The sequence below is a fragment of the Croceivirga sp. ABH4_376 genome (assembly GCF_056160685.1).
Genome location: NZ_JBSWXQ010000002.1, coordinates 338891 through 363787, shown reverse-complemented (window position 1 = coordinate 363787; position 24897 = coordinate 338891). Strand labels below are relative to the sequence as shown.

Annotated in this window: 26 protein-coding genes; 21 read left to right on the top strand and 5 right to left on the bottom strand. The window is 36.3% G+C overall.

Features of this window, described 5'->3' with window-relative positions; translation table 11 throughout:
* Entirely contained in the window at positions 1-696 is a 696-nt protein-coding gene (locus ACXAGS_RS05910) for a YiaD family glycine zipper/OmpA-like lipoprotein (RefSeq protein ID WP_474905382.1), read from the top strand.
* Positions 697-782: 86 nt separating this feature from the next.
* Here ACXAGS_RS05910 and hpf read toward each other — a convergent pair whose 3' ends face one another.
* Entirely contained in the window at positions 783-1088 is a 306-nt protein-coding gene (hpf, locus tag ACXAGS_RS05905) for a ribosome hibernation-promoting factor, HPF/YfiA family (RefSeq protein WP_474905380.1), read from the bottom strand.
* 191 nt (positions 1089-1279) lie between these two features.
* Between hpf and ACXAGS_RS05900 the strand changes: the two genes are divergently transcribed.
* The 5 genes from ACXAGS_RS05900 to ACXAGS_RS05880 all read left to right on the top strand — a co-directional run bounded on the left by ACXAGS_RS05900 (position 1280) and on the right by ACXAGS_RS05880 (position 5734).
* Positions 1280-1594, top strand: a complete 315-nt coding sequence (locus tag ACXAGS_RS05900; protein ID WP_474905378.1) for a hypothetical protein — start codon at positions 1280-1282, stop codon at positions 1592-1594.
* A gap of 50 nt (positions 1595-1644) precedes the next feature.
* Positions 1645-2250: a Crp/Fnr family transcriptional regulator gene (locus tag ACXAGS_RS05895; protein WP_474905376.1), complete on the top strand. Its 606-nt coding sequence runs from the start codon at positions 1645-1647 to the stop codon at positions 2248-2250.
* Between the two features lie 41 nt (positions 2251-2291).
* Positions 2292-3404 carry an alkene reductase gene (locus ACXAGS_RS05890; protein WP_474905374.1) on the top strand — a complete coding sequence of 371 codons (1113 nt, stop codon included), beginning with the start codon at positions 2292-2294 and terminating at the stop codon, positions 3402-3404.
* Positions 3405-3418: 14 nt separating this feature from the next.
* Entirely contained in the window at positions 3419-4474 is a 1056-nt protein-coding gene (locus ACXAGS_RS05885; RefSeq protein ID WP_474905372.1) for an NAD(P)-dependent alcohol dehydrogenase, read from the top strand.
* A 93-nt stretch (positions 4475-4567) separates the two neighbouring features.
* A complete protein-coding gene (locus ACXAGS_RS05880) occupies positions 4568-5734 on the top strand; it encodes a PQQ-dependent sugar dehydrogenase (protein ID WP_474905371.1) in 1167 nt (388 codons plus the stop codon).
* Positions 5735-5736: 2 nt separating this feature from the next.
* On the opposite strand, the gene ACXAGS_RS05875 is transcribed toward ACXAGS_RS05880, so the two are convergent.
* Positions 5737-6402 carry an NAD-dependent epimerase/dehydratase family protein gene (locus ACXAGS_RS05875; RefSeq protein ID WP_474905369.1) on the bottom strand — a complete coding sequence of 222 codons (666 nt, stop codon included), beginning with the start codon at positions 6400-6402 and terminating at the stop codon, positions 5737-5739.
* A 176-nt stretch (positions 6403-6578) separates the two neighbouring features.
* Between ACXAGS_RS05875 and ACXAGS_RS05870 the strand changes: the two genes are divergently transcribed.
* The 7 genes from ACXAGS_RS05870 (at position 6579) to ACXAGS_RS05840 (ending at position 13801) form a co-directional block, all read left to right on the top strand.
* On the top strand, positions 6579-7247 hold the full coding sequence (locus tag ACXAGS_RS05870; protein WP_474905367.1) for a ferredoxin reductase domain-containing protein: 669 nt from the start codon (positions 6579-6581) through the stop codon (positions 7245-7247).
* A 1-nt stretch (position 7248) separates the two neighbouring features.
* Positions 7249-7887 carry an SDR family oxidoreductase gene (locus ACXAGS_RS05865; protein WP_474905365.1) on the top strand — a complete coding sequence of 213 codons (639 nt, stop codon included), beginning with the start codon at positions 7249-7251 and terminating at the stop codon, positions 7885-7887.
* 1 nt (position 7888) lies between these two features.
* Entirely contained in the window at positions 7889-8398 is a 510-nt protein-coding gene (locus ACXAGS_RS05860; RefSeq protein WP_474905363.1) for a peroxiredoxin-like family protein, read from the top strand.
* A 167-nt stretch (positions 8399-8565) separates the two neighbouring features.
* On the top strand, positions 8566-10524 hold the full coding sequence (locus tag ACXAGS_RS05855; RefSeq protein ID WP_474905361.1) for a hypothetical protein: 1959 nt from the start codon (positions 8566-8568) through the stop codon (positions 10522-10524).
* A 2-nt stretch (positions 10525-10526) separates the two neighbouring features.
* Positions 10527-11357, top strand: coding sequence for a DUF2490 domain-containing protein (locus tag ACXAGS_RS05850; protein ID WP_474905359.1), 831 nt, complete (start codon positions 10527-10529; stop codon positions 11355-11357).
* Positions 11358-11360: 3 nt separating this feature from the next.
* Positions 11361-12224 (top strand): MORN repeat-containing protein, encoded by an 864-nt coding sequence (locus tag ACXAGS_RS05845; protein ID WP_474905357.1) that lies wholly within the window; start codon positions 11361-11363, stop codon positions 12222-12224.
* Between the two features lie 35 nt (positions 12225-12259).
* Positions 12260-13801, top strand: a complete 1542-nt coding sequence (locus ACXAGS_RS05840) for a hypothetical protein (protein WP_474905355.1) — start codon at positions 12260-12262, stop codon at positions 13799-13801.
* A gap of 84 nt (positions 13802-13885) precedes the next feature.
* On the opposite strand, the gene ACXAGS_RS05835 is transcribed toward ACXAGS_RS05840, so the two are convergent.
* Positions 13886-15382 (bottom strand): BspA family leucine-rich repeat surface protein, encoded by a 1497-nt coding sequence (locus ACXAGS_RS05835; protein ID WP_474905353.1) that lies wholly within the window; start codon positions 15380-15382, stop codon positions 13886-13888.
* A gap of 327 nt (positions 15383-15709) precedes the next feature.
* Here ACXAGS_RS05835 and ACXAGS_RS05830 point away from each other — a divergent pair, with 327 nt between their 5' ends.
* On the top strand, positions 15710-16336 hold the full coding sequence (locus ACXAGS_RS05830; protein ID WP_474905351.1) for a TetR/AcrR family transcriptional regulator: 627 nt from the start codon (positions 15710-15712) through the stop codon (positions 16334-16336).
* A gap of 13 nt (positions 16337-16349) precedes the next feature.
* Entirely contained in the window at positions 16350-16835 is a 486-nt protein-coding gene (locus tag ACXAGS_RS05825) for an Mpo1 family 2-hydroxy fatty acid dioxygenase (protein ID WP_474905350.1), read from the top strand.
* Here ACXAGS_RS05825 and ACXAGS_RS05820 read toward each other — a convergent pair.
* Entirely contained in the window at positions 16832-17719 is an 888-nt protein-coding gene (locus tag ACXAGS_RS05820; protein WP_474905348.1) for an AraC family transcriptional regulator, read from the bottom strand. The two genes, ACXAGS_RS05825 and ACXAGS_RS05820, sit on opposite strands and share 4 nt — an antisense overlap.
* Before the next feature lie 154 nt (positions 17720-17873).
* Here ACXAGS_RS05820 and ACXAGS_RS05815 point away from each other — a divergent pair, with 154 nt between their 5' ends.
* From ACXAGS_RS05815 to ACXAGS_RS05790, 6 genes are all read left to right on the top strand, one after another.
* On the top strand, positions 17874-18914 hold the full coding sequence (locus ACXAGS_RS05815; RefSeq protein ID WP_474905346.1) for an L-dopachrome tautomerase-related protein: 1041 nt from the start codon (positions 17874-17876) through the stop codon (positions 18912-18914).
* A 34-nt stretch (positions 18915-18948) separates the two neighbouring features.
* Positions 18949-19623 carry an NAD(P)H-dependent oxidoreductase gene (locus tag ACXAGS_RS05810; protein ID WP_474905344.1) on the top strand — a complete coding sequence of 225 codons (675 nt, stop codon included), beginning with the start codon at positions 18949-18951 and terminating at the stop codon, positions 19621-19623.
* 11 nt (positions 19624-19634) lie between these two features.
* The gene (locus ACXAGS_RS05805; protein WP_474905342.1) at positions 19635-20468 is read left to right on the top strand and encodes a DUF4437 domain-containing protein; all 834 of its coding nucleotides are present in this window, start codon (positions 19635-19637) and stop codon (positions 20466-20468) included.
* 80 nt (positions 20469-20548) lie between these two features.
* Positions 20549-21409 (top strand): helix-turn-helix domain-containing protein, encoded by an 861-nt coding sequence (locus ACXAGS_RS05800; RefSeq protein ID WP_474905341.1) that lies wholly within the window; start codon positions 20549-20551, stop codon positions 21407-21409.
* A gap of 110 nt (positions 21410-21519) precedes the next feature.
* On the top strand, positions 21520-22482 hold the full coding sequence (locus ACXAGS_RS05795) for a 2OG-Fe(II) oxygenase (protein ID WP_474905339.1): 963 nt from the start codon (positions 21520-21522) through the stop codon (positions 22480-22482).
* Positions 22483-22651: 169 nt separating this feature from the next.
* On the top strand, positions 22652-23443 hold the full coding sequence (locus ACXAGS_RS05790; protein WP_474905337.1) for an SDR family NAD(P)-dependent oxidoreductase: 792 nt from the start codon (positions 22652-22654) through the stop codon (positions 23441-23443).
* An 80-nt stretch (positions 23444-23523) separates the two neighbouring features.
* Here ACXAGS_RS05790 and ACXAGS_RS05785 read toward each other — a convergent pair whose 3' ends face one another.
* The gene (locus tag ACXAGS_RS05785) at positions 23524-24894 is read right to left on the bottom strand and encodes a hypothetical protein (protein WP_474905335.1); all 1371 of its coding nucleotides are present in this window, start codon (positions 24892-24894) and stop codon (positions 23524-23526) included.
* Positions 24895-24897 lie beyond the last annotated feature (3 nt).

Sequence of the window (24897 nt, the reverse complement as noted above, 5' to 3'; positions counted from 1 at the left end):
ATGAAAAATTATAAAATAAAAATAACAGCTTTAGCCATGTCTTTGGTATTAATTGCGAGCTGTAGTACTGTTAGAAATGCCAATAATACTCAAAAAGGAGCCGTAATTGGTGCCTCTGGTGGTGCGGTAATTGGCGGTGTAATAGGTAACAACGTAGGTAAAGGTGGTAATACTGCCCTTGGTGCTATAATTGGTGCCGCAATTGGTGGTGCTGCTGGTGGTTATATTGGTAACCGAATGGATAGACAGGCAGAGCGGATAGAGGAAGAAATTCCGGGTGCAGAAGTACAACGTGTTGGCGAAGGTATTAACGTAACATTTACCCAAGATGCCGGAGTATATTTTGATACCAATAAATCTGAAGTTAAAGGCATGTCTGCTACCACATTGGATAAAATGGCAAATATTTTAAATGAGTATCCAAAATCAAATATACTGGTTGAAGGACATACAGATAGTGCGGGCGCAGAAGATTATAATATGTCCCTTTCTCAAAGAAGAGCAGAATCTGTAACCAATTATTTAATTGCAAAAGGTATAAGCCCTTCTAGATTTTCTACTAAATGGTATGGCGAAACGCAACCAAGGGAATCTAATGATACTGCAGAAGGTAAAGCAAAGAATAGAAGGGTAGAGTTGGCTATTATAGCAAACGATGCACTTAAAGAAGAAGCTATGAGAGAGACCAAAGGTTAATCGAATACATTTGAATCAATTCACAACAAAAACCCCGGTATTCATCGTACCGGGGTTTTTTATTGCTTTTCAATTAAATAAAAGTACTAATGATGCGCTTTCATTTTTTCCTTTTTCTTGCTTAGTTGTCTGTCCAATTCATGAATGGTCTTATGAATAGCGTTTTCGAAATTTTCTTCATTTGCTTCTGCAAACAATCTTGGTCCTGGAACGCTTAATTGTATGCCACATATTTTACCCGTTAATGGAGACGTGGTATTTTCTTGTTTTATAAAAACCGAAGCTTTCACGATAAAATCGAACTTTTCTTCTAAATGTTCCAATTTTTTACGGGTTAGGCTTTCCAAACGCTCGCTTGATTTAACATCGTGGTATTCAAACGTAATATTCATAATCTTCTTTTTTAAAATTTATAATTAAGTTAAACATATCAAGATTAAAAATCTGTTAGGGCTATGTTATAACTGTTTAAAATCAAAGGTAAACAGTGTTAAAGTATTGGAATATGATAAATATCATGTCCTTTTTGAAAGAATTTTCTGTAAATTTAAAAGACAGGCTATTCACAAAAAACTAAACGGTTATGAACGTACAAACTGCTAACAATGATTATGACCAATTGGTGTTTCGTTTAGAGCGAAATCACCGTTGTGTACTACGTATGGTACGTAAGTTAAATTCGTATCAATTTGAACCAAAAAGCCCACAGGGTTTTGAAAAAATTAAAGAGATAAAACAAGGCTTTAATGAGCTGGCAAAGGACCAGATGTTGTTGTTCAATAAATTACAAAAACAGCTATTAAACCCAGAAACGGCTTATGAACAGGTAAAATTATCTTTAAAAAAATTTAATTTAATGGAACAAAAGGTGGCCGCCTATATTTTGGATGATCTCTAGTATCTCTGGTTTACCTTGCCAAGCCTATAAATTTTGTACATCTTTACAACATGTATTCCAAGATAATTACACACGTTGAAAAGTATGTTACCCCAAGCAGCCATGCGCTCAAAGCATTTACCAGTGTATTGCAACCCTTGGAACTCAAAAAAAAAGAAAATTTAATACATCCCGGAACCTATATACAGCACGAATTTTTTGTTGAGACCGGTTGTTTAATAGCCTATTACTTAGACAAAAAAGGGCATAAACATATTATACAATTTGCCATAGAAGATTGGTGGGTTGGCGATTTTGATGCCTTTTACAATAAAATTCCTTCTAAATTATACATTGAAGCTATAGAAAATGCCAAATTATGGTCTATTAGTTTTGATGATCTGGAACAATTGTATCATGACCATCCTATTTTTGAACGGTACTTTAGAATTTTAGTCACTAGAGGATTTATTTCTCAACGTAAACGGGTGCTATCTACCTTGCAAGAGAATGCAAAAGAGCGGTATCTGGATTTTTGCAAAACCTATCCCAACATAGAAAGTAGGGTACCCAATTATCATATAGCCAACTACCTTGGTCTATCTCCAGAAAGTCTAAGTAGAATTAGGAAAACATTAACGGAGGAAGGAGTAAATATTGATGTAGGTCAACCATAGAAACCTAATTGTCTAGTAATTTCGACAAAAAACAAATTACTATGACAACTTTGCAACCGTTACTAAAGCCCTATACTTTGGGCGATATAGAATTAGCCAATCGAGTAATTATGGCGCCCATGACAAGGAGTAGGGCCGCCAATAACGGAAACGTACCCACGCTAGATTTGCATGTTCCATATTATGCGCAGCGGTCTGGAGCAGGTTTAATTATTACAGAAGGTTCACAAATTTCTAGGCAAGCCGTTGGTTATGTAAATACATCGGGTATACATACCAAAGAGCAAGTGGCTGGATGGAAAGCGGTAACCAATAAAGTGCACGAGAACGGAGGTAAAATTTTTATACAGTTGTGGCACGTAGGTCGTATGTCTCATCCAGATTTTCATGATGGCAAATTACCCTTGGCCCCCTCCGCTATTAATCCAAATGCAAAATCTTACACGCCAGATGGTTTTAAGGATACGGTTACGCCAAAGGCCATGAGTATTGAAGACATAAAGCAAACGGTTGAAGATTTTAAACAGGCTGCAAAAAATGCCATGGAAGCCGGTTTTGATGGGGTTGAAATTCATTCTTCCAACGGTTATCTAATCCATCAATTTTTTAATGGCACATCTAATACTCGAGAAGATGCATACGGTGGCAGCATAGAAAATAGGTCCAGATTCTTTTTTGAAGTCTTAGATGCTATTAAAAGCGTTGTGCCAGAAAATAGAATAGGAGTAAGGTTTAACCCATCCTGTCATAACATTTTTGGAATTAGGGTAGATAAAGATACCATCCCAACCTTTGAATACGTTATAGACCGTTTAAACAATTATAATTTAGCCTATGTGCATTTGACAGAACCTTTTAACGACGTTTCTGATGTGGACTATGCCATAGCCAATATAGCAGAACATTTTAGGCCAATTTATAAGGGCACCCTAATGATAAATGCAGGTTTTGACAAAGAGAAAGGGAATGCCGTTTTAGAAAAAGGTTTGGCAGATTTGGTAGCATATGGTAAGCTTTTTATCAGTAATCCAGATTTAGTTCATCGATTTGAAAATAATTATGAATTAAGTGATTGGGACAAGGATACTTTTTACACTCCAGGAAAAGAGGGATATTTAGATTACCCAACTTATGAACATGAACAAAACAGTTAAACAAATTCAGAATTATGAAAACAACTAAACATAAAGCATACGGAGCAAGCACAAATACGGCTGACCTAGAGTTAATGGAAATTGATAGGAGAGAAGTAGGTGCTAAAGATGTAAAAATAGACATCTTATATTGTGGTATTTGCCATAGCGATATACATCAAGTAAGAAACGACTGGAAAAATTCTAAATATCCGGTTATTCCAGGCCATGAAATAATTGGAAGAATAGTAGAAATTGGTAGTGAAGTTACTAACCATAAACAAGGAGATTTGGTTGGTGTTGGCTGTATGGTAGATTCTTGTAAAAATTGTGATTCTTGCAACCAAGATTTAGAACAATTTTGTGTAAACGGCGCTACTTTTACGTATAATAGCCCGGACAAACATCTTGGCGGGCACACCTTTGGAGGCTATTCTACAGGAGTTACGGTAAACCAAGATTTTGTACTTAAGGTTCCAGAAAATATAGACCCTAAGGGAGCAGCACCATTGCTTTGTGCAGGCATTACTACGTTTTCACCTTTAAACCATTGGAATGTTAAGAAAGGGGATAAGGTTGGTATTGTAGGTCTTGGTGGTTTAGGACACATGGGGGTTAAGTTTGCCAACGCCATGGGAGCACATGTGGTAATGATTACTACCTCTCCAAATAAGGCGGACGATGCTAAAAGATTGGGGGCTCATGAAGTGCTAATCAGTAAGGATAAGGAACAAATGGCGGCGCATGCCAATAGTTTCGACTTTATTTTAAACACGGTACCTGTTGGTCATGACATAAATCCGTATGTAAATTTGCTTAAAATAGATGCCACTATGGTTTTAGTAGGAGCGGTAGAACCTTTAGGCTCTGTAAATGGCGGTGGACTTATAATGGGTAGAAAGCGTGTCGCGGGATCATTAATAGGAGGTATTAAAGAAACACAAGAAATGTTAGACTTCTGTGGGGAGCACAATATCACCTCAGATGTAGAAATGGTAAATATGCAAGATGTTAACGAAGCTTTTGAGAGGGTAGTTGCAGCAGACGTTAAATACCGATTTGTGATTAATATGGAATCCTTAAAAAATTAAATGGGTACCAAATAAAATAAAGAGCGGTTTAAAAAGACCGCTCTTTTTATATATAAGCTTAATTTTAGGGGTTAATAAACATTACACACATAAATGAAAAAACTAAGATATCTAGGAGTACTTTTTGTTACGGGTGCCTTTGTAATAGGTTGTGCAGAGAAAAATAAGGAGCAAAAAGAATCGGTTACAAAGGAAAAAGTATACACTTCTAATCTACCGTTAGATAGTTTAATTATGCCAGATGGCTTTAAAGTACATACGGTTGTAGAAGGTTTGGATGGCGCACGATCCATGGCCATGGGGGATAAAGGAACCTTATTTGTGGGTACGCGCACCGAAAATAAATTATATGCAGTGGTAGATAGTGATAATGATTTTGTTGCGGACCGTACTATAGTTTTGGATACAACGCTTGAAGTACCTAATGGTATTGCCTTTAAAGATGGGTCATTATATGTTGCAGAAGTGAATAGATTATTAAGGTATGATAACATAGAAGACAACTTAGATGCTGTACCAGAACCTGTAGTTATTTATGAAGATTATCCAGATGAATTTCATCACGGTTGGAAATATATAGCTTTTGGCCCTGATGATAAGTTGTACATTCCTGTAGGGGCACCTTGTAATATTTGTGATGATACAGATAAAGATGAACGTTTTGCTACCATAACCCGTATGGACAAAGATGGTGGTAACAGAGAGATTGTTGCACGTGGTGTAAGAAACTCTGTTGGGTTTACTTGGCATCCAGATACTAAAGAACTCTGGTTTACGGATAATGGTAGGGACATGATGGGAGATGACATTCCTCCTTGTGAATTAAATAGGGTTGCAGAAGTAGGCCAACATTTTGGTTATCCATTTTGTCACGGCGGCACCATAGCAGATCCAGAATTTGGTGCCCAGCGTTCTTGCGATGAGTTTGTGCCTCCAGTACAAAATTTAGGTGCGCATGTGGCCCCGCTAGGAGTTAAATTTGTAGAAGGTTCCATGTTTCCAGAACAATACCAAAAACAAGTGCTGATTGCAGAGCACGGTAGTTGGAACCGAAGTAAAAAGTCTGGTTATCGTATAACAAAAGTTACGCTAGAAGGTAATAAGGCCGTAAAATACGAACCTTTTATAGAAGGCTGGTTAAACCAAGAAAATCAAACGCGTTGGGGCAGACCGGTAGACCTTTTGTTCTTAAAGGATGGCTCCTTATTGATTTCTGATGATTATGGGGATGCTATCTACCGTGTTTACGTATCAAGTTAAGACTAATTATATTCCGCAAGTGCGTTAATAGCACTGCCTTTTAGGTGTTTGGTTTTTTGAGAAAAGAAATAACAATTGAGCATTGCCCTGCCCATTTTTGTGGTGGTGGTTACCATTTTTAGTTTGTTCATTAATGGAAATACGGGTTTAAAGACGCGGTAAAATAGGTTGTACCACTTGGTATTTGAGGTAATGCCCTTTTCGGGTAAAATAATACCAGGTCTAAACATATAGGCATCTTTAAACCCTTTTGCCAATAAGTAATTCTCTGTTTTTCCTTTAATTCTTTTCCACATGGTTTTACTTTTTTCACTACTATCTGTTCCTTGCCCACTCACATAAGCAAAAACCATATTCGGATTTAGGTTGTATAGAATATCTGCCAAGGCTTTTGTCATTATAAAAGTGTAATGATTGAATTTTTCTTCATTCAGTCCTGCAGAAGAAACCCCCATGCAATGGCAACATAGATCGTACCCATTTAGCTGGTCTTCTATTAATGAAAAATCAGTAAAATCAGCATGTAAAACTTCTTTTACTTTACGGTATGGCGTTCCCAAACTATTTCTACTGATCACCAGTATTTCGGAAACTCTAGGGTCTTCTATGCTTTCTAATAACACAGATTTTCCTACCATACCTGTTGCACCCGTTATAATCACTTTCATAGCTCTATTTTCCTTTAGAAAATTTTTATACCTAACCCAAATACATGCAAAATAATGGAATTTCCAGTTCTTGGGAACTCTTCATTCATTTGGGTCAAGGATAAAAGGAAAGTGGTTAAACATTACAAGCATGGTAAATTATCTTGTGGATACTAAAATGAAAAAGAAAAAAAACAATGAATCACACAGTTAGTATACAAGACACGGGGTTTGTTACCCATGATGTCTTACAAATTAAAACAGATAGACCTGCAAATTTTGAATTTACACCTGGGCAGGCAACGGAAGTAGCCGTACTTAAAGAAGGCTATTCTAATAAGAAAAGACCTTTTACATTCACCAGTTTGCCTTCTGATGGGTTTTTACAATTTACTATTAAAATCTACCCTGATCACAATGGCGTAACAGATAAGATACAAACCTTAGAACAAGGAGACCAACTGGAGATAAGTGATGCCTGGGGGGCTATTTCCTATAAAGGACCGGGAACATTTATTGCAGGTGGGGCAGGAGTAACCCCTTTCATCTCTATTTTTAAAGATTTGGCAGGTAAAAATCAATTGGACGAGAACAAATTGTTGTTCGCCAACAAGCGCGAAAGGGATATTATTCTAGATTCTAAATTTAACCAATGGTTAGGTGCTGACTTTGTAAACATCTTATCAGAAGAACATAATCCCAAACACGCGTATGGAAGAATGGATAAAGAATTTTTGAAGGAAAACGTAGCGGATAAAGACAAATTCGTTTATATCTGCGGACCAGTACCTATGATAAATTCAGTAAAAGAAGATTTACTAGAATTAGGTGTTAAAGGTGATAAAATTATAACAGAAGATTTATAGAATGGAAAGAGTATTAGTAGCAGGTGCCAACGGCACCACAGGAAAACAAATAGTAAAGCTTTTAAAAGAATCGCAATATTTTGAACCGGTAGCAATGGTTCGTAAAGAAGCTCAAATGGAGCAGTTTAACCAAGACAATATAGAGGCTGTATTGGGCGACTTGGAAAATGATTTATCCCACACTACCAAAAATATTGATAAAGTACTTTTTGCGGCAGGCTCTGGTGGTAAAAATGTTGTTGGTGTGGACCAAGAGGGCGCCAAAAATATAATTAAACAGTCTACCAAAGACAATATCAAAAAGTTCGTTATGCTAAGCTCCATGGGGGCAGACAACCCAGAACAAGCAGAAGAGTTAAAAGATTATTTGAAAGCAAAACACAATGCAGACGAATTTTTAAAAGAAAGTAATTTAAAATATACTATTATAAGACCAGGTTCTTTAACCAATGAAAAGGCAACCGGGACTATTAGTATTGCCGAAAAGCTAAATAGAAGAGGAGAAATTACCAGGGCAGATGTGGCACAGACCTTGGTACGTTCATTACACGATGATGCACCGGTTAATCAAACCTTTGAAATTTTATCTGGTAATACTTTGATTGGTGAAGCCTTAGAATCTATAAACGCTCACAAATAAGATGTTTAAGCCTAGAAAAAAAGTGCCAAAGCTAGAAATTAGCTTGGTCAACGGCACTAGTTATAATTTAGAAGAACAAGAACCAGACCATTTTACCATGGTGATATTTTATCGGGGAAAACATTGCCCGGTCTGTAAATCGTATTTGGAAGAATTACAAACCATTTTAGGAAAGTTCGTAGAAATAGGGGTCAATGTAATCGCTATTAGTTCGGATTCTAAAGAACGTGCCGTAAAGACCTATGAAGAATGGAAAATTGCCGACATCCCTATTGGTTATGAAATGCCCATAGAGGCGGCAAGAGAATGGGGCCTTTACATCTCTGAGGGAGTAAAGGATAAGGAACCAGATATGTTTATAGAGCCCGGTCTGTTTTTAATTAAAACAGACCAGACACTTTATAGTGCAAGCATACAGACTATGCCTTTTGCAAGACCTGAATTTAAGGACCTGTTAAAGGGTCTAAAGTATATTATTGAAAATAAGTATCCTGCAAGGGGAGAAGCTTAATAAAAGCCCCATCTTTGGGGCTTTTCTTTTATCATTTCATAAATAGTTGGTCATTTTTATAGGATTGTTGTAATTCTCTTAAAAATGTAAGGGCTTAAAAGTCCAAAATGGTATATAATGCGTAGATAAAATGAGATTTACCAATCTAAAGAATCAAACTAACAATAATGAAACTTTTAAATAAAGTTCTTTTTCCAATTTGTGCCTTATCCCTTTTTGTAGGTTTTACTTTTCCACTTTGTGCACAAGACCTAAAAGAATACGCTGGTCCCTACACCGTAAACGGCTATCAAGGTAATGCTAATTTTGGCTATTTTCTTAAGGACGGCGATACGGTATTTCAAGGACCATTTTTGCTTAGGCGGTCTAGCTTGGATGCTTTGTTGGAAAAAGAGGATGAATCGTTTACAATCCGAGGAAATTTCAATGCTGGCGTGCCAACCGGCAGATGGACTTTTTCTTTTGGGGAATTTAATTCTAACAAACAAACAGAAGTAGAAGATTACCAATATCGTGTTCTGGTAAGTGGCCAGCAGGAGGAGGTCAGCGGAGAATTTTTAGATGGTAAACTACAAGGAAATTGGACTTATAAGGTTTCAAAAATAAAAGACTCTGAAATAGAGGAAGAACGCTATTCTAGCTCAATTAGTTACGAAAAGGGTTTACCCATTAAAGATTTTAGTATTGCCAATACCACAAGCACTTTAGTAGGGCGTTTTTTAAGAGATGGAATAGCCCATGATAATTGGGAGTTGTTCTCTGCAGCTGGAGCAGGTACGGAAGAAAGCTGGATTTTTGAAAACGGCTTGTTATTAAAGGTGGTTCAGAGGGAGGGGAATAAATCTAATGTTTTTCCTGTTTTTGAAAATAATTCCACTGAAACAGAAATAATAGACTTAAATACGGGGTATTTAAAATTGGTAAAATTAACCCAGACCAATACAAATGCCGACTTTTCAAAAGGTTTAATGCAACAATTGCTGGCAGAGAATGCTAATCGATATCAGAAAATCAACACTTTCTTTTTAGCATTAAAATATGATGGTTTTAAGCCTAAGTTTAAAGTTAAGGTGCCTTATTTTCCTTTAGAAGCGTCCAGTGTTGAGCACTTACAACAGGCGGTTAAAACTGCTGCTAAATATAAACCTACGTTAGATTCCTTGCTATCTAACGCACATTTAAATATTTTAAAGCGAACGGATGATGATGTTTATTTTCAGCACAATGTTTTAGCTTCTATTAACGAGAATTTCATAAAGCCGTTTAATGAGTTAAATGCATTAAATGAAGCGAGTATTGTAGATAACTTATCTCTTGAGCAGACATACGCTAGCTTATGGAAAAACGGTGTGCCAACAATTCCTTTAACGGTAAAAGCTTCTGTAAAGGACGATAAAATTGTAAAAAATTACGTGCCAGAATCTTATGAGCTTCAAAAATTTGAATTAACTAGTTTTCAAGGTTTTGAGCAAATGGCAGAATTTGCCGCGATAAGTATATCCGAAATAAATAAAAAACTACAGCGCTTAATACGTGAAGAGAAGGGGGAACAGCAATTACTACAAATTGAAGACCAATGGTTAAAGCAACAAGAAGCTATTCTGTTGGTTAAAGATAGTATAGAGCAATATGGTAATAGCAATCAAAAAAAGACCTTAACGGCCATACAACAGCTACTAGAAACCAACCTAAGTGTTTATTCTAATTTGCAGGCCATAGCGGAGAAAAAAGCATTTGCTAAAACGCAATTAACATGTACGGAAACACTACTGCAAATCGCAAATCAAATTAGCCAATTACCAGAAAACGTCAAGAACATAGAAGAAGCTTATTTGGATCCCATATGGAATCCTTTTATGGCAACGGTCATGAACGAAGAAATTAAAAAAAGAATAACGGGAGCTTATAAAAAGGTACTCGTACCTTATTTCTATAGGCAAAGTCAACAAAAATTGACCTGCGAAAACGCAGAGACCCTCCATACACAAATGACATTTGCATATAACCGAATGCTGCAACTAAGAAATATAGATACGCATAAACTGGAACGAAAACTAAAACGAGAAAAAAATCCAGAAAAAGTCTTACAGCTTTTTGAAGAAGTTAATACCAAAAAATCGAAATAGTAATGCAAAATTCTAGATTAAAATTTTTCGGTTTGGTATTGGTAATACTAATTAGTTCAATTACCGTTGCTCAAGAGATAGAAGATAAGGTGTACTTACCCAAAGAATCTAAATATAAAGATCCAACCTCTAAAGTTTGGGTAAATACATATGGTAAAATAAGGATAGGTAAACGATTCTTTTGGGATGCTCAAACACATTTTAGGTTCCAAGAAACCGAGGCAACCCCATTTGTTGGTCAGGTAGCCCAAATCTACAATAGACATGCATTAGGGTACATTTACAATAAAAAGGTAAATTTTAGTTTAGGAGGTGTTTTAAGGGTAAATTTTAATACGGATGAAGACTCCATAGATCGAAATGTGGTTCCAGAATGGCGTATTTGGCACCAATACCAATTTGCCATGCCGTTGTATAGTGCTATGATTTATCATAGAATACGTATTGAGCATAGGTGGACACAAGGTTTTGCTGAAGATAGTGAATACATTTTCAGGAATAGATGGCGGTATATGTTCCGGGCTAAAATTCCTTTGAACAATCATAAATTAGAACCTAAGACGCTTTACGTTTCTCCCGAAGCAGAATTAATAATGCAAAGTGGCAAGGCTGTGGTTGCTAGCCCAATGGAAGATTTACGACTTACTACTACCGTAGGTTATATTCTTACACCAAGACTAACCGTGGCGGCTGGCCTTATGTACAGTCAAGGGCAGGCATTAGAAAATGGTGGAGAATATAAACAAGCTTGGACTATGCGTTTTCATATGTATTATTCACCTGATTTTAGACGCGTTAGAAAAAAATTGCCAGACATTCACTTAGATGACTAAACCATGAAGAAAAGAACTTTATTAGCTGTAATGGCCCTAGCGGTAATATCCCTAGGAATGGCCACGTTTTTCTATGTAAAATCTACAGCATTAGGTAGCAAGCTTCAAGAAGAACAAAAAACGAATACGGCCTTGGAGCGCGCCCTTAACGAAAGGGAGGCCGTACTGCGTATAGATACCATGCTGGTTAATGGAGATTATGAAAATGCGCTACAGGCCTACACTAAAGAATTGGAGAAAGAGCCCAAAGGTTATGATAAGGATTTAAAAATGAGAATTGCTTTAACGCAAAAAATGAGAGCATTGGGTGGCGGACCAGTTTTACCAAAAAAGGAATTGGATTCAGTTCTATTGGATAGTCTAAGAATGCGCTTTTCTAATACCCAATTGCCTGTAAAACAATTAGATTCTATGGCCTTTGCGTTGCAGAAAGCCAAAGTACAGATTACCCGTCTAAAACAACAATTGCAAAACTCCGCCGCTGGTGAATACTTGACTTTTAAAAGTAAAAAAGGGAGTGCGCTCCATTATGTTGGTCAGGTAAAAAACGGTAAAGCCAACGGGTATGGTATTGCATTATTAGAAACAGGCAGCCGTTACGAAGGTCAATGGCAGCAAAACCTTAGACATGGCCAAGGTACATTTTACTGGCCAGATGGGGAATACTATATTGGTAATTATAAGCAAGACAAAAGAGAAGGAGAGGGAACCTATTTCTGGCCCAATGGAGAAAAATATGTGGGACATTGGGAAGATGATAAACGTAACGGCACGGGCATTTTTTACGGGGAATCTGGAGAAATTATTACCAGCGGAACATGGAAAAATGATAAACTAGTAAAACCCGAAAAGAAAAAGGGAAAGTAATACCGGTTTAGGTATCTTTAGTTAAAACAAAATTCTTGCTTTTTAGAAACAAATTAATTCGGTTTTTCATTATTCCTGTGCTTGGAATAGTGCTTTCCTATTTTTCGGTAGACCAAGGCGTACGTTTTAGGTGGCAGCAATTTTTAGCCAACAAAGAGGCCCAAGGAGTTCTAGTGAATTATAAGGGCTTGGAACTTAAGCTTTTTCAAGGTACGGCCAAGTTTGTACAACCTACAATTATACTATCTGAAAAAACCAATTCTGGATTCACGGGTAATTTATCCTTAACAAACATAATAATTAAGGATATTGGCTATGTACGCTTATTATTGACAGGAAAGCTTCCTATTGAATTTATAGAAATGAATGGTTTAGACGGTCAATTAGTTAAGCTGAAACAAAACGAAGAAGAAATTGACCCTAAAAAGACTACTAAAGATGAAATTGGTTTTGTAATTAAGTTAAAAGAACTTATTCTTACCAATACCAAACTTAAGGTAACCAATGCCAATAAAGAGGAAGAGCTATTAAGTTTAACCAACTTTAATCTTACCATTAAAAATATTCTTGTCTCGGATAAAACAATTGCCAAACGTTTTCCTTTTACTGGGGAAAGTTACCAGATTAAATCAGGCGCCGTTTTTGTTAAAGCTACCCCTTTTGAAGATATCACAATAGATTCTCTAAACGGAACTACCAACCATACGGATGTTTATAATGTGAATTATAAGACCGTATTGTCCAAAGAGAAATTTGATGCGCAATTGGAAAAAGAAAGAGACCATTATTCCGTTCAAGTAAAGGCTGTTTCATTAAAGAATCTACGCTTAGAAAGCCTAAATGAAGAATTGGCCTTAAAATCTAATATCATAACGTTTAATAAACCGGAGGTTACCATTTATAGGAATAAATTAATTGCAGACGACTTTAGTATTAAACCGCTTTACGGTTCTCTTTTGCGGGAGGCCCCAATTGGTATTGCCATAGATACTTTTAGTTTAAATGAGGCTAACATAACCTATATAGAAAAGAGTAAACCCAATAATGAAGGTGGGGTGCTAACATTTAATGCGTTAGACGCTACTATCTCTAATTTAGGTAATAAATATAAACAACCGGTTCAGCTGCATTTTAAAAGTAAGTTTATGAATGTTGCGCCATTTGCAGCAGACTGGACATTTGACCCAAATAACCAGGATGATACTTTTACCTTCAAAGGCGAACTCCACAATCTAGATTTTACCAAGGTGAATGCGTTTACCATACCGGCTGCTTATACAGAGGTAGAGGGCCAGATGACGGATTTATATTTTACCATTTACGGACAAAACGATAATTCTACCATAGATTTAAAAATTGCCTATGAGGATGTTAGTGTTTACTTACTGCATCCAAACAGTTATAAACGTAAAAAGGTATTGAATACCCTGTTGAATCTTTTTATGCCCAATAATACCAAAAACAAGGATAGTAGGTATAAAGACAGCCACATAAACGTCAGTAGGGATAAAAACAAGTCACCTTTTAATTACCTCTACAAGAATATTGAAAAGGGTCTGCAAGATGTAATCTTATAATCTTGTAGATATAACCATTAAAATTTTACCCTGCTAATCTTAAAGGTTTAAGCTTGGCAGTATGGCCCAAAAGTTATGATAATGTTATTGGCTACAATTTGTGAAACTTGGTAAAAAATCTGGATTTAAAGATAAAGCGTTTAATGAAAAATTTGAACAGTTACTAACATTAGACACATCCCAACTCCCTATATCTTGATTAAATGAGGAAGCATCATTAAACATAAAACTCATATTGGTTACATTGGACACCTCCCAGCTTCCTATATCTTGATTAAATGCGTAGGCATCCCTAAACATATAACTCATATTGGTTACATTGGACACATTCCAACTCCCTATATCTTGATTAAAAGATGAGGCATTATCAAACATAAAATTCGTATTAGTTACGTTAGACACATCCCAACTTCTTATATCTTGATTAAAAGATGAGGCATCCCTAAACATACTTCCCATAATGGTTACTTTAGACACATCCCAACTTCCTATATCTTGATTAAATGCGTAGGCATCCCTAAACATACCACCCATATTGGTTACCTTAGACACATCCCAACTTCCTATATCTTGATTAAATGCGGATGCCTCTCTAAACATAAGGACCATATCGGTTACATTGGATACATCCCAATTTCTTATATCTTGGTCAAAAGAGGAAGCTCCATCAAACATACCGGCCATATCGGTTACCTTAGACACATCCCAACTTCCTATATCTTGGTTAAATAATGAGGCTCTACTAAACATATAAAACATATCTGTTACATTAGACACATCCCAACTCCTTATGTCTTGATTGAAAGAGTAGGCTCCACTAAACATAGAACGCATTTTGGTTACCTTAGACACATCCCAACTTCCTAAATTTTGATTGAAAGTGTATGCATTATAAAACATAATATACATATCTGTTACATTAGACACATCCCAACTTCTTATGTCTTGATTGAAAGTGTATGCATTATAAAACATACCGGCCATATCGGTTACCTTGGTAGTACAAACTTTTGTTACGTCCTGATCGTTGTCAACCAACTCATTAAGCATAGACTCATCAACAACAGTATAGGTAATGCCATCTATAATACCTGTATCCCCTATTTCAGCCCAATCATAAGCTTTTATGGTTACACCATTTTCAGCTAGGTAAACCGCAGATGTATTAGTTTCATCGGCTACAGTAGTAAAACTCCAAACATCTGAAGAAGCAAGTATGTTTTTAGCATTGTCTAAGGTTTCAATTTTCCAATAATAGGTGGTATCACTGTTTAATGCCTTTGTACAGGAGTTTTTAGAAATTGTCTCAGGTTCTCCTAAGTCATCGGCATTGGCACTAAAGTATAAATTAAAAAAAGCATCTTCTGGAGTATTTTCTCCAATCTCAAAGGTAATGGTGTCAATAGATGTTTCCACATCAGTAGCCTTATCTGCAGGCATTGGATTAAATGCCTTTTCAACTTGTACATTTTCTTCTGTATCAGGTTGCGATTTAGTATTGTCTTCCGTAGCTGAATCTTTTGAACAACTAAAAGTTATTAGAAGGATAAAAACGGCGGCAGTAATAAATTTCTTAGTCACAGTATGGTGTTTTGTTTTTTAAAAGAGGGAATTATCTAAGGTTAAAAGTATTTAAAAATGACCTCCACTAAATAACGTAGAGCAATATGAGTTTAGTATAAGAGAAGATATTTCTAGTAGATAAATATAATTTGCTTAGTATTTAAGTGGGTACGAGTTTGGGCTAACTGAGTGTGGCAAGTCATTATCTTATAACCTTGTTTTTATTGCTCTAAGAATTTAATCTGCTTATTTAAAAGTTTTTAGCTCGGCAGCCTGGCTTATAAATTAATTAGTAAACGTTTACTAAAAATTCATATATTTACGTAATTAGTTTAAAAATGAACAATGAAAGCCAACATAAAGGCAACAGCTATAAAATTGTTTAATAAAGCGGGAATGTCCAATGTTTCCATGAAACAGTTAGCAGACCATATGGGCATAAGTGCGGGTAATTTAAAGTACCATTACAATACCAAATCAGATTTGTTAGAAGCGCTCTATGAAGATATGTACACGGTGACCTTAGATTATATTTTGCCTAAAAATACCTATCTAACCTTGTTTCATTTAGAAGAAATGATGGGCAAATTTGATGCGCTGCAACAAGAATATGCCTTCTTTTTTAACGATTTGGTAAATATTATTAAAACCCATCCAACCATTGCGAAACGCTATGAAGCCGGGAATTTAGAACGTTTTAAAGAAGCACGTAAACTAATAGATTACTATGTTGAATCTGGTCGTATGAAAGCAGCGAATGATGTTGTAGACTATGACCAAGTTATCTATGCTATTTGGATGTTGAGCACTTTTTGGCAATCGCAAAAAATAGCAATTAATAATCCAAGTTATAAAGTAAACAAAACCTCTAGTATTCAGCTATTATGGCAATTGCTACTTCCGCATTTAACGGAAAAAGGATTGGAAGAATACCAACAACTACGTCAGTTTGTAAAAACACCTAATCACTAACTATAAATTTTTTATGAGAACTATTGATGCTTTATTATCTGAATATGCCGAAAGTCACCAAACTAAACTGAATATTAGTATACATTACATCTGTGTGCCACTTATCTTTTTTAGTTTAATAGGCCTGTTGGCTTGTATTCCGTTACCGGATGCCCTAACTTCAGTATTACCCACATTTTTACAACCTTTTTCGCACGTTGGAACTTTACTAATCATTTTTGGATTGCTCTATTATCTACGCTTATCTATAGTTTTATTTGTTGGGATGCTGTTGTTTTCTATCGGTGTGCTTTGGGGTATTTATGCCATTGCTCAACTAAATTTTGCACCGCTTTGGGCGCTAATGCTCGGTATCTTTGTCGTTGCATGGATAGGCCAGTTTATTGGACATAATCATGAAGGAAAAAAGCCTTCTTTTTTAAAGGATTTACAATTTCTAATGATTGGCCCGGCATGGACTATGAGTCATTTGTTTGATGCCTTAGGGATAAAGTTTTAGGTAGAACAAGGGCTACGTTTTAACAACTGGTATTCTCCTTTGCGCTTAAATTCTTTAAGTGTTAAGCCAGAATACCGTTTAAAGGTTTTAGAAAGGTGACTTACATCTGTAAAACCCAGCTCGTCTGCAATTTCTGTAAACGTATAATCGCTATTAAGTAGTCTTATTTCTACGAGCTTTAGTTTGGCTTTTATAATGTATTCCCGTAAGGATATATGCATCTGCTTTCTAAAGAATTCGCTAACATAGGTGGCCGACATATTAAAAACTTCGGCTAAATTTTCAACCTTTAATAGGGGAGGGGTGTTTAGGTTTTCATTAATGTAATTAAGCATTCTACCCATGCGTTCATCGCCTTGAGCATTAGAGGTACTGTTTAAAAAAACACTTTTCTTAATATTACGCATTAACAGTTCCAAAATACTGGTCATTAGGCTAGTGATAAGACTTAAGGAATCTTCAGAATAGTTACGAGACTCTTCTAAAATTATCCCAATAAGGTTGGTTATGTACTTTCGGTCTACATTAGAAGTAATAATATCTCCCGGTAATTGGTTGTAATTAGAAAGTACGTAAGCAGCTTCTTTAAACCAAGCATCACGATCTATGTTTATTTTGCTAGAATTTTTAAAAAATGCATCGGAAAATTTAAGAAAGATAAATGTAGTGGGTTCGGCAATAGTAAACGAATGGCATTTAAGTGGCGGTAATAGAAAAATATCGCCCTTGGCATATTTGTATTCATTGTAATTAATGCACTGAGAGCCGTTCCCATCTTTAATCAAAACCAACTCAAAAAAATTGTTTTTAATGGGTCGCTGTTCCCACGTATCTAATCGCACTTCTTGTATTTCTAAAGGTTTTATTGCCTGTAAAACTTCCATATGATGCTATTTTAGCTTCAAAAATAGCTTAAAATAACCTTAAACTATTGTTAATACTAGGGCACAACCTTTAAATGTACCAAACAAACCTCTATTTGTACATGGTTGTAAGCTAAATCCGTGCCTAACTTTGTTGCATCAAACATTCAGAAATATGAAAACAGTAATTAGTTTTATAATAGTATCGCTTATGGCCTATCAATTAGGATGGAGCCAACAAAAAGAATTGCAAATAGCGGCAACACTACCTTTTAGACCAGGAAATGTAGCTGTAAGTAATGATAGAATTTTTAGTACTGTTCATCCGCTAGGTAATGACGGTGTAAATGTGCAACTAATAGAAATCACCGGAAAGAATAGTTATACTCCTTTTCCAGACGCTAGTTATCAAAGTATTAAAGGTGCTCCAAAAGGAAAGCAAATAGACAGCCCTTTGGGAATTAGAATTGATGCTAAAAATAGACTTTGGATTGTAGACATGGGGCAAAATCGTGGAACTACTAGAGTGTACGCATTTGATATCAACACGGGTAAGGAGGTATACCAATACGAATTTTCGCAAGAAATAGCACCAAAAGGAAGCTTTATCCAAGATTTAGCGATAGATGATATTAATGGGTTTGTATTCTTGGCAGATATAGCCAACCCTGGAATTTTAGTATTAGATACCAATAGCAACACGGCAAATAGAATTACACATGCAAGCATGCAACCCGAAAATATTGACACTTATATTAATGGAGAATTGCTGCTATTTGGTGGAGCACCAGCGCGTGTTGGTATAAACCCTATTACCTTAAGTGCTGATAAGGAAATACTTTTTTATGGGGCTATGAGTGGTACTACTTGGTATGCAATACCTAGCTCTGTTTTAAGGGAAGGGAAGTCTAAGGATGAATTTGACAAAGCACTAAAAATTGTAGGACCAAAACCAGTTTCTGACGGTGTTATCACCGCTAAAAATGGGGTGCATTATATGACTAATTCCCAGAATTACGGAATAGACAAATTGACAACAACAGGAGATTTGCTTCCCGTTATTCGTGACAAACGATTGGATTGGCCAGATAACGTAGCTGTTAATGAGGGCTACCTCTACATTGCTGTAAATCAATTACATAAAACAACTGCTTTTACAGGCGAGGCAGATGCCGGTACTAAACCCTATTACATCTACAAATTAGCTTTAAAATAAAACTTTTAAGAACATAATAAAATTTACAATACCTATGGAAACAACACAAATAGCAAAAGAAGACATTTTACAAGCATTTAATTTTCGTCATGCCACCAAAGAGTTTGATGCCACTAAGAAAATATCAGAAGCAGATTTTGAATTTATTTTAGAAACTGCGCATTTATCACCTAGTTCTTTTGGTTTTGAGCCTTGGCATTTTGTAGTGGTACAAGACAAAGAATTGCGAGAATCACTTAAACCTTTCGCTTGGGGTGCACCTTTAAAATTAGACACGGCAAGCCATTTTGTGTTAGGGTTGGCAATGAAAGCCCCTATGGTAAAACATGATGCGGAGTATATAGATGATATGATGCGTAAAGTGAAGCAATTTCCAGAAGATGTTGTAGAAACGTATTCCAAGTTCTATAGAGAATTTCAGGAGCGCGATTTTAACCTGGATACCGATAAAAAATTATTCGATTGGTCTACCAAACAAACCTACATAGCCTTGGCTAATATGATGACTTCTGCTGCTTTAGTGGGTATAGATAGTTGCCCAATAGAAGGGTTTCATCAAACGGAAATAGAACCCTTACTAAAAGACAAATTTGGTATTGATACGGACAAATATGGTTTAGCCTTTATGGCCGCCTTTGGTTATAGAAAAGCAGACCCGGAACATCCTAAAGTGCGAAGGGAAAAGTCAGACATAATTACGTGGAAATAGAAGCAATAAACATGAAAAAATTCATATTAGGTGTTTTTGCATTAGCAGTAATAATAACAGCCTCTGCACAAACACCCACAACAGACACCGCAAAAAGTAAAAACGAGGTAGTAACCCAAGACCAAATAGATTGGGGATGGTTAAATCCTGCCAGAGGCGATAAAAGTCCGGCTGCAGGGCAATTATGGGGAGACCGTACCAAGAACGAACCGTCTGGATTTTTGGTGAAGTTCAACAAAGGTTTTTCCTCACCGCCGCATATACATAATATTACCTATCGTGCAGTGGTAATTAAAGGATTGTTGCATAATGATGACCCAAAAGCTGAAGAAATGTGGTTGCCTGAAGGGAGCTATTGGCAGCAGCCTGCTGGTGAAGGACACGTAACCGCTGCAGATGGAGAAGAAAACATGGCTTTTTTAGATATTCAAGAAGGTCCGTATTTAGTGAAACCTACAGAAGAGGCATTTGACAATGGGGAGCGCCCAATTAATATAGATGAAGCTAACCTAGTATGGTTGCATGCCAAGGATATGGAGTGGGTTTCTGAAAAGAGTAATGTAGAAACTGCCTTTTTATGGGGGAGTCATGATGCCAATCAGTTACGAGCAACCCTATTAAAATTGCCAGCAGGCTTTAAAGGAAGTATTAAAAATTTAAGTCCAAATTTTAGAGCTGTGGTTATTTCTGGCAAAGTAACCCATCAATTTTCTAAAAAGGATGCTAAAAATGTTTTGGAAGCCGGGTCTTATTTTGGTGCAGAATATGGCGCTTCACCACGTTTAAGTACAGATACAGAAACGGTTATTTACATCCGCTCTAATGGCGATTTTATTGTGAAATAAACCTCATGGATTTCAGTAAATAAGATAAAAAAAAGGAAAGCTAACATATGGCTTTCCTTTTTTTGTCTACCTTTTAAACTTTGGCAAGAACTATTCTAGAAAATATCGTTATTCAGCAAAACAAAGAGCAAACATTTTTCTCGTTTTGTGAGTATACCAACATTCGCTTTTTTGAGATACTGTATTTTGAAAAGGGGAGTGGTAGCATCAAAATTAACGGTAAAACGGTATCTTATGATTCCAATAGTTTCTTTGTGTTTGTTCCTGATGACATCTACATTGTAGAACCTAAAACGGCTACAAGTACCATTGCCATTAAGTTTTTGAAAAGTTTCTTTAGAAATACCAACTCACAAAACCAAGAATTAGCCGTAAACGATTGGTTTCGTAAAATTGAAGAAATTTTAAATAGCGAAAGCCATCAACTACGCGAAATGCAGTTTGAAACAACATCCGATAGGGCGCATTTAGTGTCTTTAGTGAATATGACGGCTACGGAATATTTGAATACAAATACACGAGACGTTTTTATAATACAAAACTCCCTATCGGTAATACTTCACTTAATCGCTCGTAACATTCAATACGTGAACACTTTAGAGGTTAAAAAAGTCAAATCCTCTAAAATTCAGCAAATTATAAATTACATTCATTCCAATATTTATAATCCGGAATTACTTACCACCAAAAGTTTAGCCAAGGAATTTCATATGGCAGACAATTATATTAGTGAGTATTTTAAAAAACATACCGATGTTTCCTTAAAAAGGTACATCATCAATTACAAATTAAAGTTGGTAGAAACCCGATTGAAGTACACCGATGCACAAGATTCTGAAATTGCTTTAGCGCTTGGTTTTACCGATTCTAGTCATTTAAACAAGACGTTTAAAACCTATAAGGGCATTAGTTTAAGTGCCTATAAAGCTAGTTTAGTCTAGTTTTTACTGGAAACCTTATTTTTTACCAAAACCACATTGTTTTCTACCAAAAAATAGCTGGATGGCTGAAATACATTTGTAGTGTAAGTAAAAAACAATAAGAAATTATCATGAAAACAATAGAATATACAAACGCACTTAAAGAAGTACTTGCTTTAGAAGTGCCATCAAGAGAATTATCATTAAGACGCGATCCATCGGTTTCTAAATTTTGGAACGAAAACCGTAAATTATTAGAAGCTGCTTGGGCGGAATGGGAGCAAGAAAACAAAGACAATTTACTGTTGCCAGACGAATCTTTGCTCGACCCAAAATTGCGTAAAGCCATCAACGATGCTTGGGAAAATCCAGAAAAAGAGAGTGCTGTAGCAAATTTGTGGGAAGAAATTATTCCTGGTGTGTACGAAACGCAGTTTTTCGATTTAGAACGTTTAGCCGATTTTAGAAAGTATTTAGAAGATGCGGTTAATTCAGGAATTCCGAAACGCGCACCTTACGGTATTCAATTAAATCGTTACGGTATGATGTTAGACCCACGTTCTGAAGGGCATTTGGCAGCACCAAGCTTTCAAACATTTTATAATGCTATTATGGACCGTTATATGCGTCCGATTTCTCGACTTTTACTTGGAACTTACGGTTATGACAATCAGACTTTCGGATTTTCAATACAATACAATCCAGATAAAGACAAAGATTTACACGCACATACCGATGCTTCATCGGCAACCTTAAATATCAATACTAATTTACCTGATGAAGAATTTACAGGTTCTATAGTTGATTTCTATGATAAAGCTTCAGGAAAAACCGTGCAAACTAAGTTTCAACCAGGTAAAGCCATTATTCACAGAGGTAATGTACCACATGCAACACATCCAATAGAAAGTGGCCAGCGTAGTAATTTAGTAGTTTGGTTGTATGGTGACAATATGCATATACCTAGAGGAAGTACCAGTAGTTATGGCAACATCAGTAACAATTCAATTAAAGATGTTGCATTGGACAGTGTTACCCCTCGCGAGCGATGGAGTTTACCAGATGGACCAAAAGATATGATTGCTCCTTTTTAAACTTCTCGATAATAATCTCACTCAATATAATCGTGAAATTCACTCGAAATGAGGATTTTTAAAACAATTGGATTATAAAAATAAAACAAAATGTCACCTTGAGCGTAGTTGAAAGGTCTCATTAGTTCTCGACTGCAATCGAACTGACATTCAAAATAACATAAACAAAATGAAAACAATATTAATAACAGGAAGTACCGATGGTATTGGTAAATTAACAGCATTACAATTAGCCAAAGAAGGGCATACCGTTTATATTCATGGTAGAAATGCACAAAAAGTAGAAGCTACGGTAAAAACTATTGCAGAAGTAGGTAGTTTAGGTGGAGTAGAGGGTTTTGTAGCAGATTTGTCTAAACTAAATGAAGTAGACGCCATGGCAAAAAGCATAAATTCTCAATTTTCAAAACTAGATGTACTTATCAATAACGCAGGCGTTTTTAAAAGTCAAGAAGAGCAAGCAGAGAATGGGGTTGATTTGCGTTTGGTAGTAAATTACTTAGCGCCTGTATTATTAACTGAACAGCTTTTGCCTCTTCTGCAACAATCAGATGCGCCAAGAATAGTCAATTTAAGTTCCGCGGCGCAAGCACCAGTATCTTTGGAAGCTTTACGAGGAGAAGCGTCTCTAGGTACCAATGAAGCTTATGCTCAGAGTAAATTAGCGCTGACCATGTGGTCTTTTGAATTCGCAAAAAAACATCCAAATATTGTAACATTGGCGGTAAATCCAGGTTCTTTATTGAATACGAAAATGGCAAAAGAGGCCTACGGACAGCACTGGTCTCCAGCATCTAAAGGGGTAGATATTTTATATTCCTTGGCTTTGGATAGCATTCATGCAGATAAAACAGGTCAGTATTTTGACAATGACCGTGGTGGCTATAACAAGGCCCATGCAGATGCTTACAATGAAGATAAAATTGCACAGCTTATGGAAACAACACATCAATTGATTTAAAATATAATTGTAAAATATAAAAAAGGGTTTCTAGTAACTAACTAGAAACCCTTTTTAGTAAGTAGTTATTTTTATAGCTATTACCAAGCACCAATAAAATGGCTGCCTTCTACGTTAACCAATTCCGCACCTTTTGTAACGGCACCGGTTTCAGTATCTACCACATAGATATTACCGTTCTGACCCACTGGGGCTTGCGTTAGGTAAATTTCATTACCATCTACGGCATAACCTTGGTATTGGAACAGGTAAAAATCTGGGTCGTAAGGAATATCAGTTAACTGAGTTGCGGTTCTTGCATTCAAATCAACTAGAGCAAAAAATCCTTGCGCACCTGCAACACCTTCTTCAGAACCATTGTGTCTATAAGCTAAGACAGCCTTTCCGTTTGCAGCCGGTCTCCAAGCCAACACATATGCACCTTCTACACCCAAAGCATCATCCAAATTAAAAACATAAGAATCATCATATTGGTTGTCTGCACCAATTTTTAGAATGTAAGAACCATTTGGGTCACTTTGATTAGCTTGGTAAACCGCACCATTGTACTCAAAAGAATTGATACTACGGTAGCCATTGGTATTACCATTACTAATTCCAGAAGTTATGATTGTTGGGTTGGTTAGAGATGGGTAGTCTAAAACAATAGTTTTAGAACCTAATATTTCATAATCGCTCTCTCTTTCACCCGTTGCTGGATCTAACTTTCTAACGCGAGCACCAATATACAATTTGTCGCCAGCGGCGTTTAAAGTTGGCATATCAATCCTATCAATATAATAGCCATTTGCAGCATCTTCGTCATTTAGGGTAAAGGTTGATTCCTCAAAATTAACGATGGCAGAATTTTCTAGGTCTAAAGTTACCACTCCCATAGTAGAAACGGTATTGATGTACGTATCGTCTGTCTCGTCATCTGGAGTATCATTATCATCATACATATTTTCTGTAGATACATAAACGGCTGCACCCGTTTTATCGCCATCAAATAATTTAATCCATCTAGGAGCGGAGCCTACATAAGGAGCGATGCTTATTTCTGAACCTGTTTGTTCAAAATCTTGTCCGCCATTCACCAAATATTTGGTGTAATTACCGCCGGTGTCCCCAGCGTAGCTTATATTAAAAATAGTGCTTCCATCTTCAGAAGCCTGTAATCTAGCCGTTCTATTAGAGGGTACTATAAAACCGTTATCAAAAGGTGCAATGGAAACGGTTGGGTCTTTGGCATCTTCACTAGTTAAAGCATAGATTAAAGTTCCGCCGTTACCATCACCAGGATTTTCTCCCATACGAGCAGCTGCAACTGTAATCCATCTTGTGTCTTCTTGGCCTTGGTCAGGGTCTGGTGTTGTCCCTGGGCCATCATCCTCGTTACTACATGCGGTAAAAAGACCGGTAGCGATTATAGATAAAACAACTGCTTTAAAATTTAAATTAGTACGTTTCATATT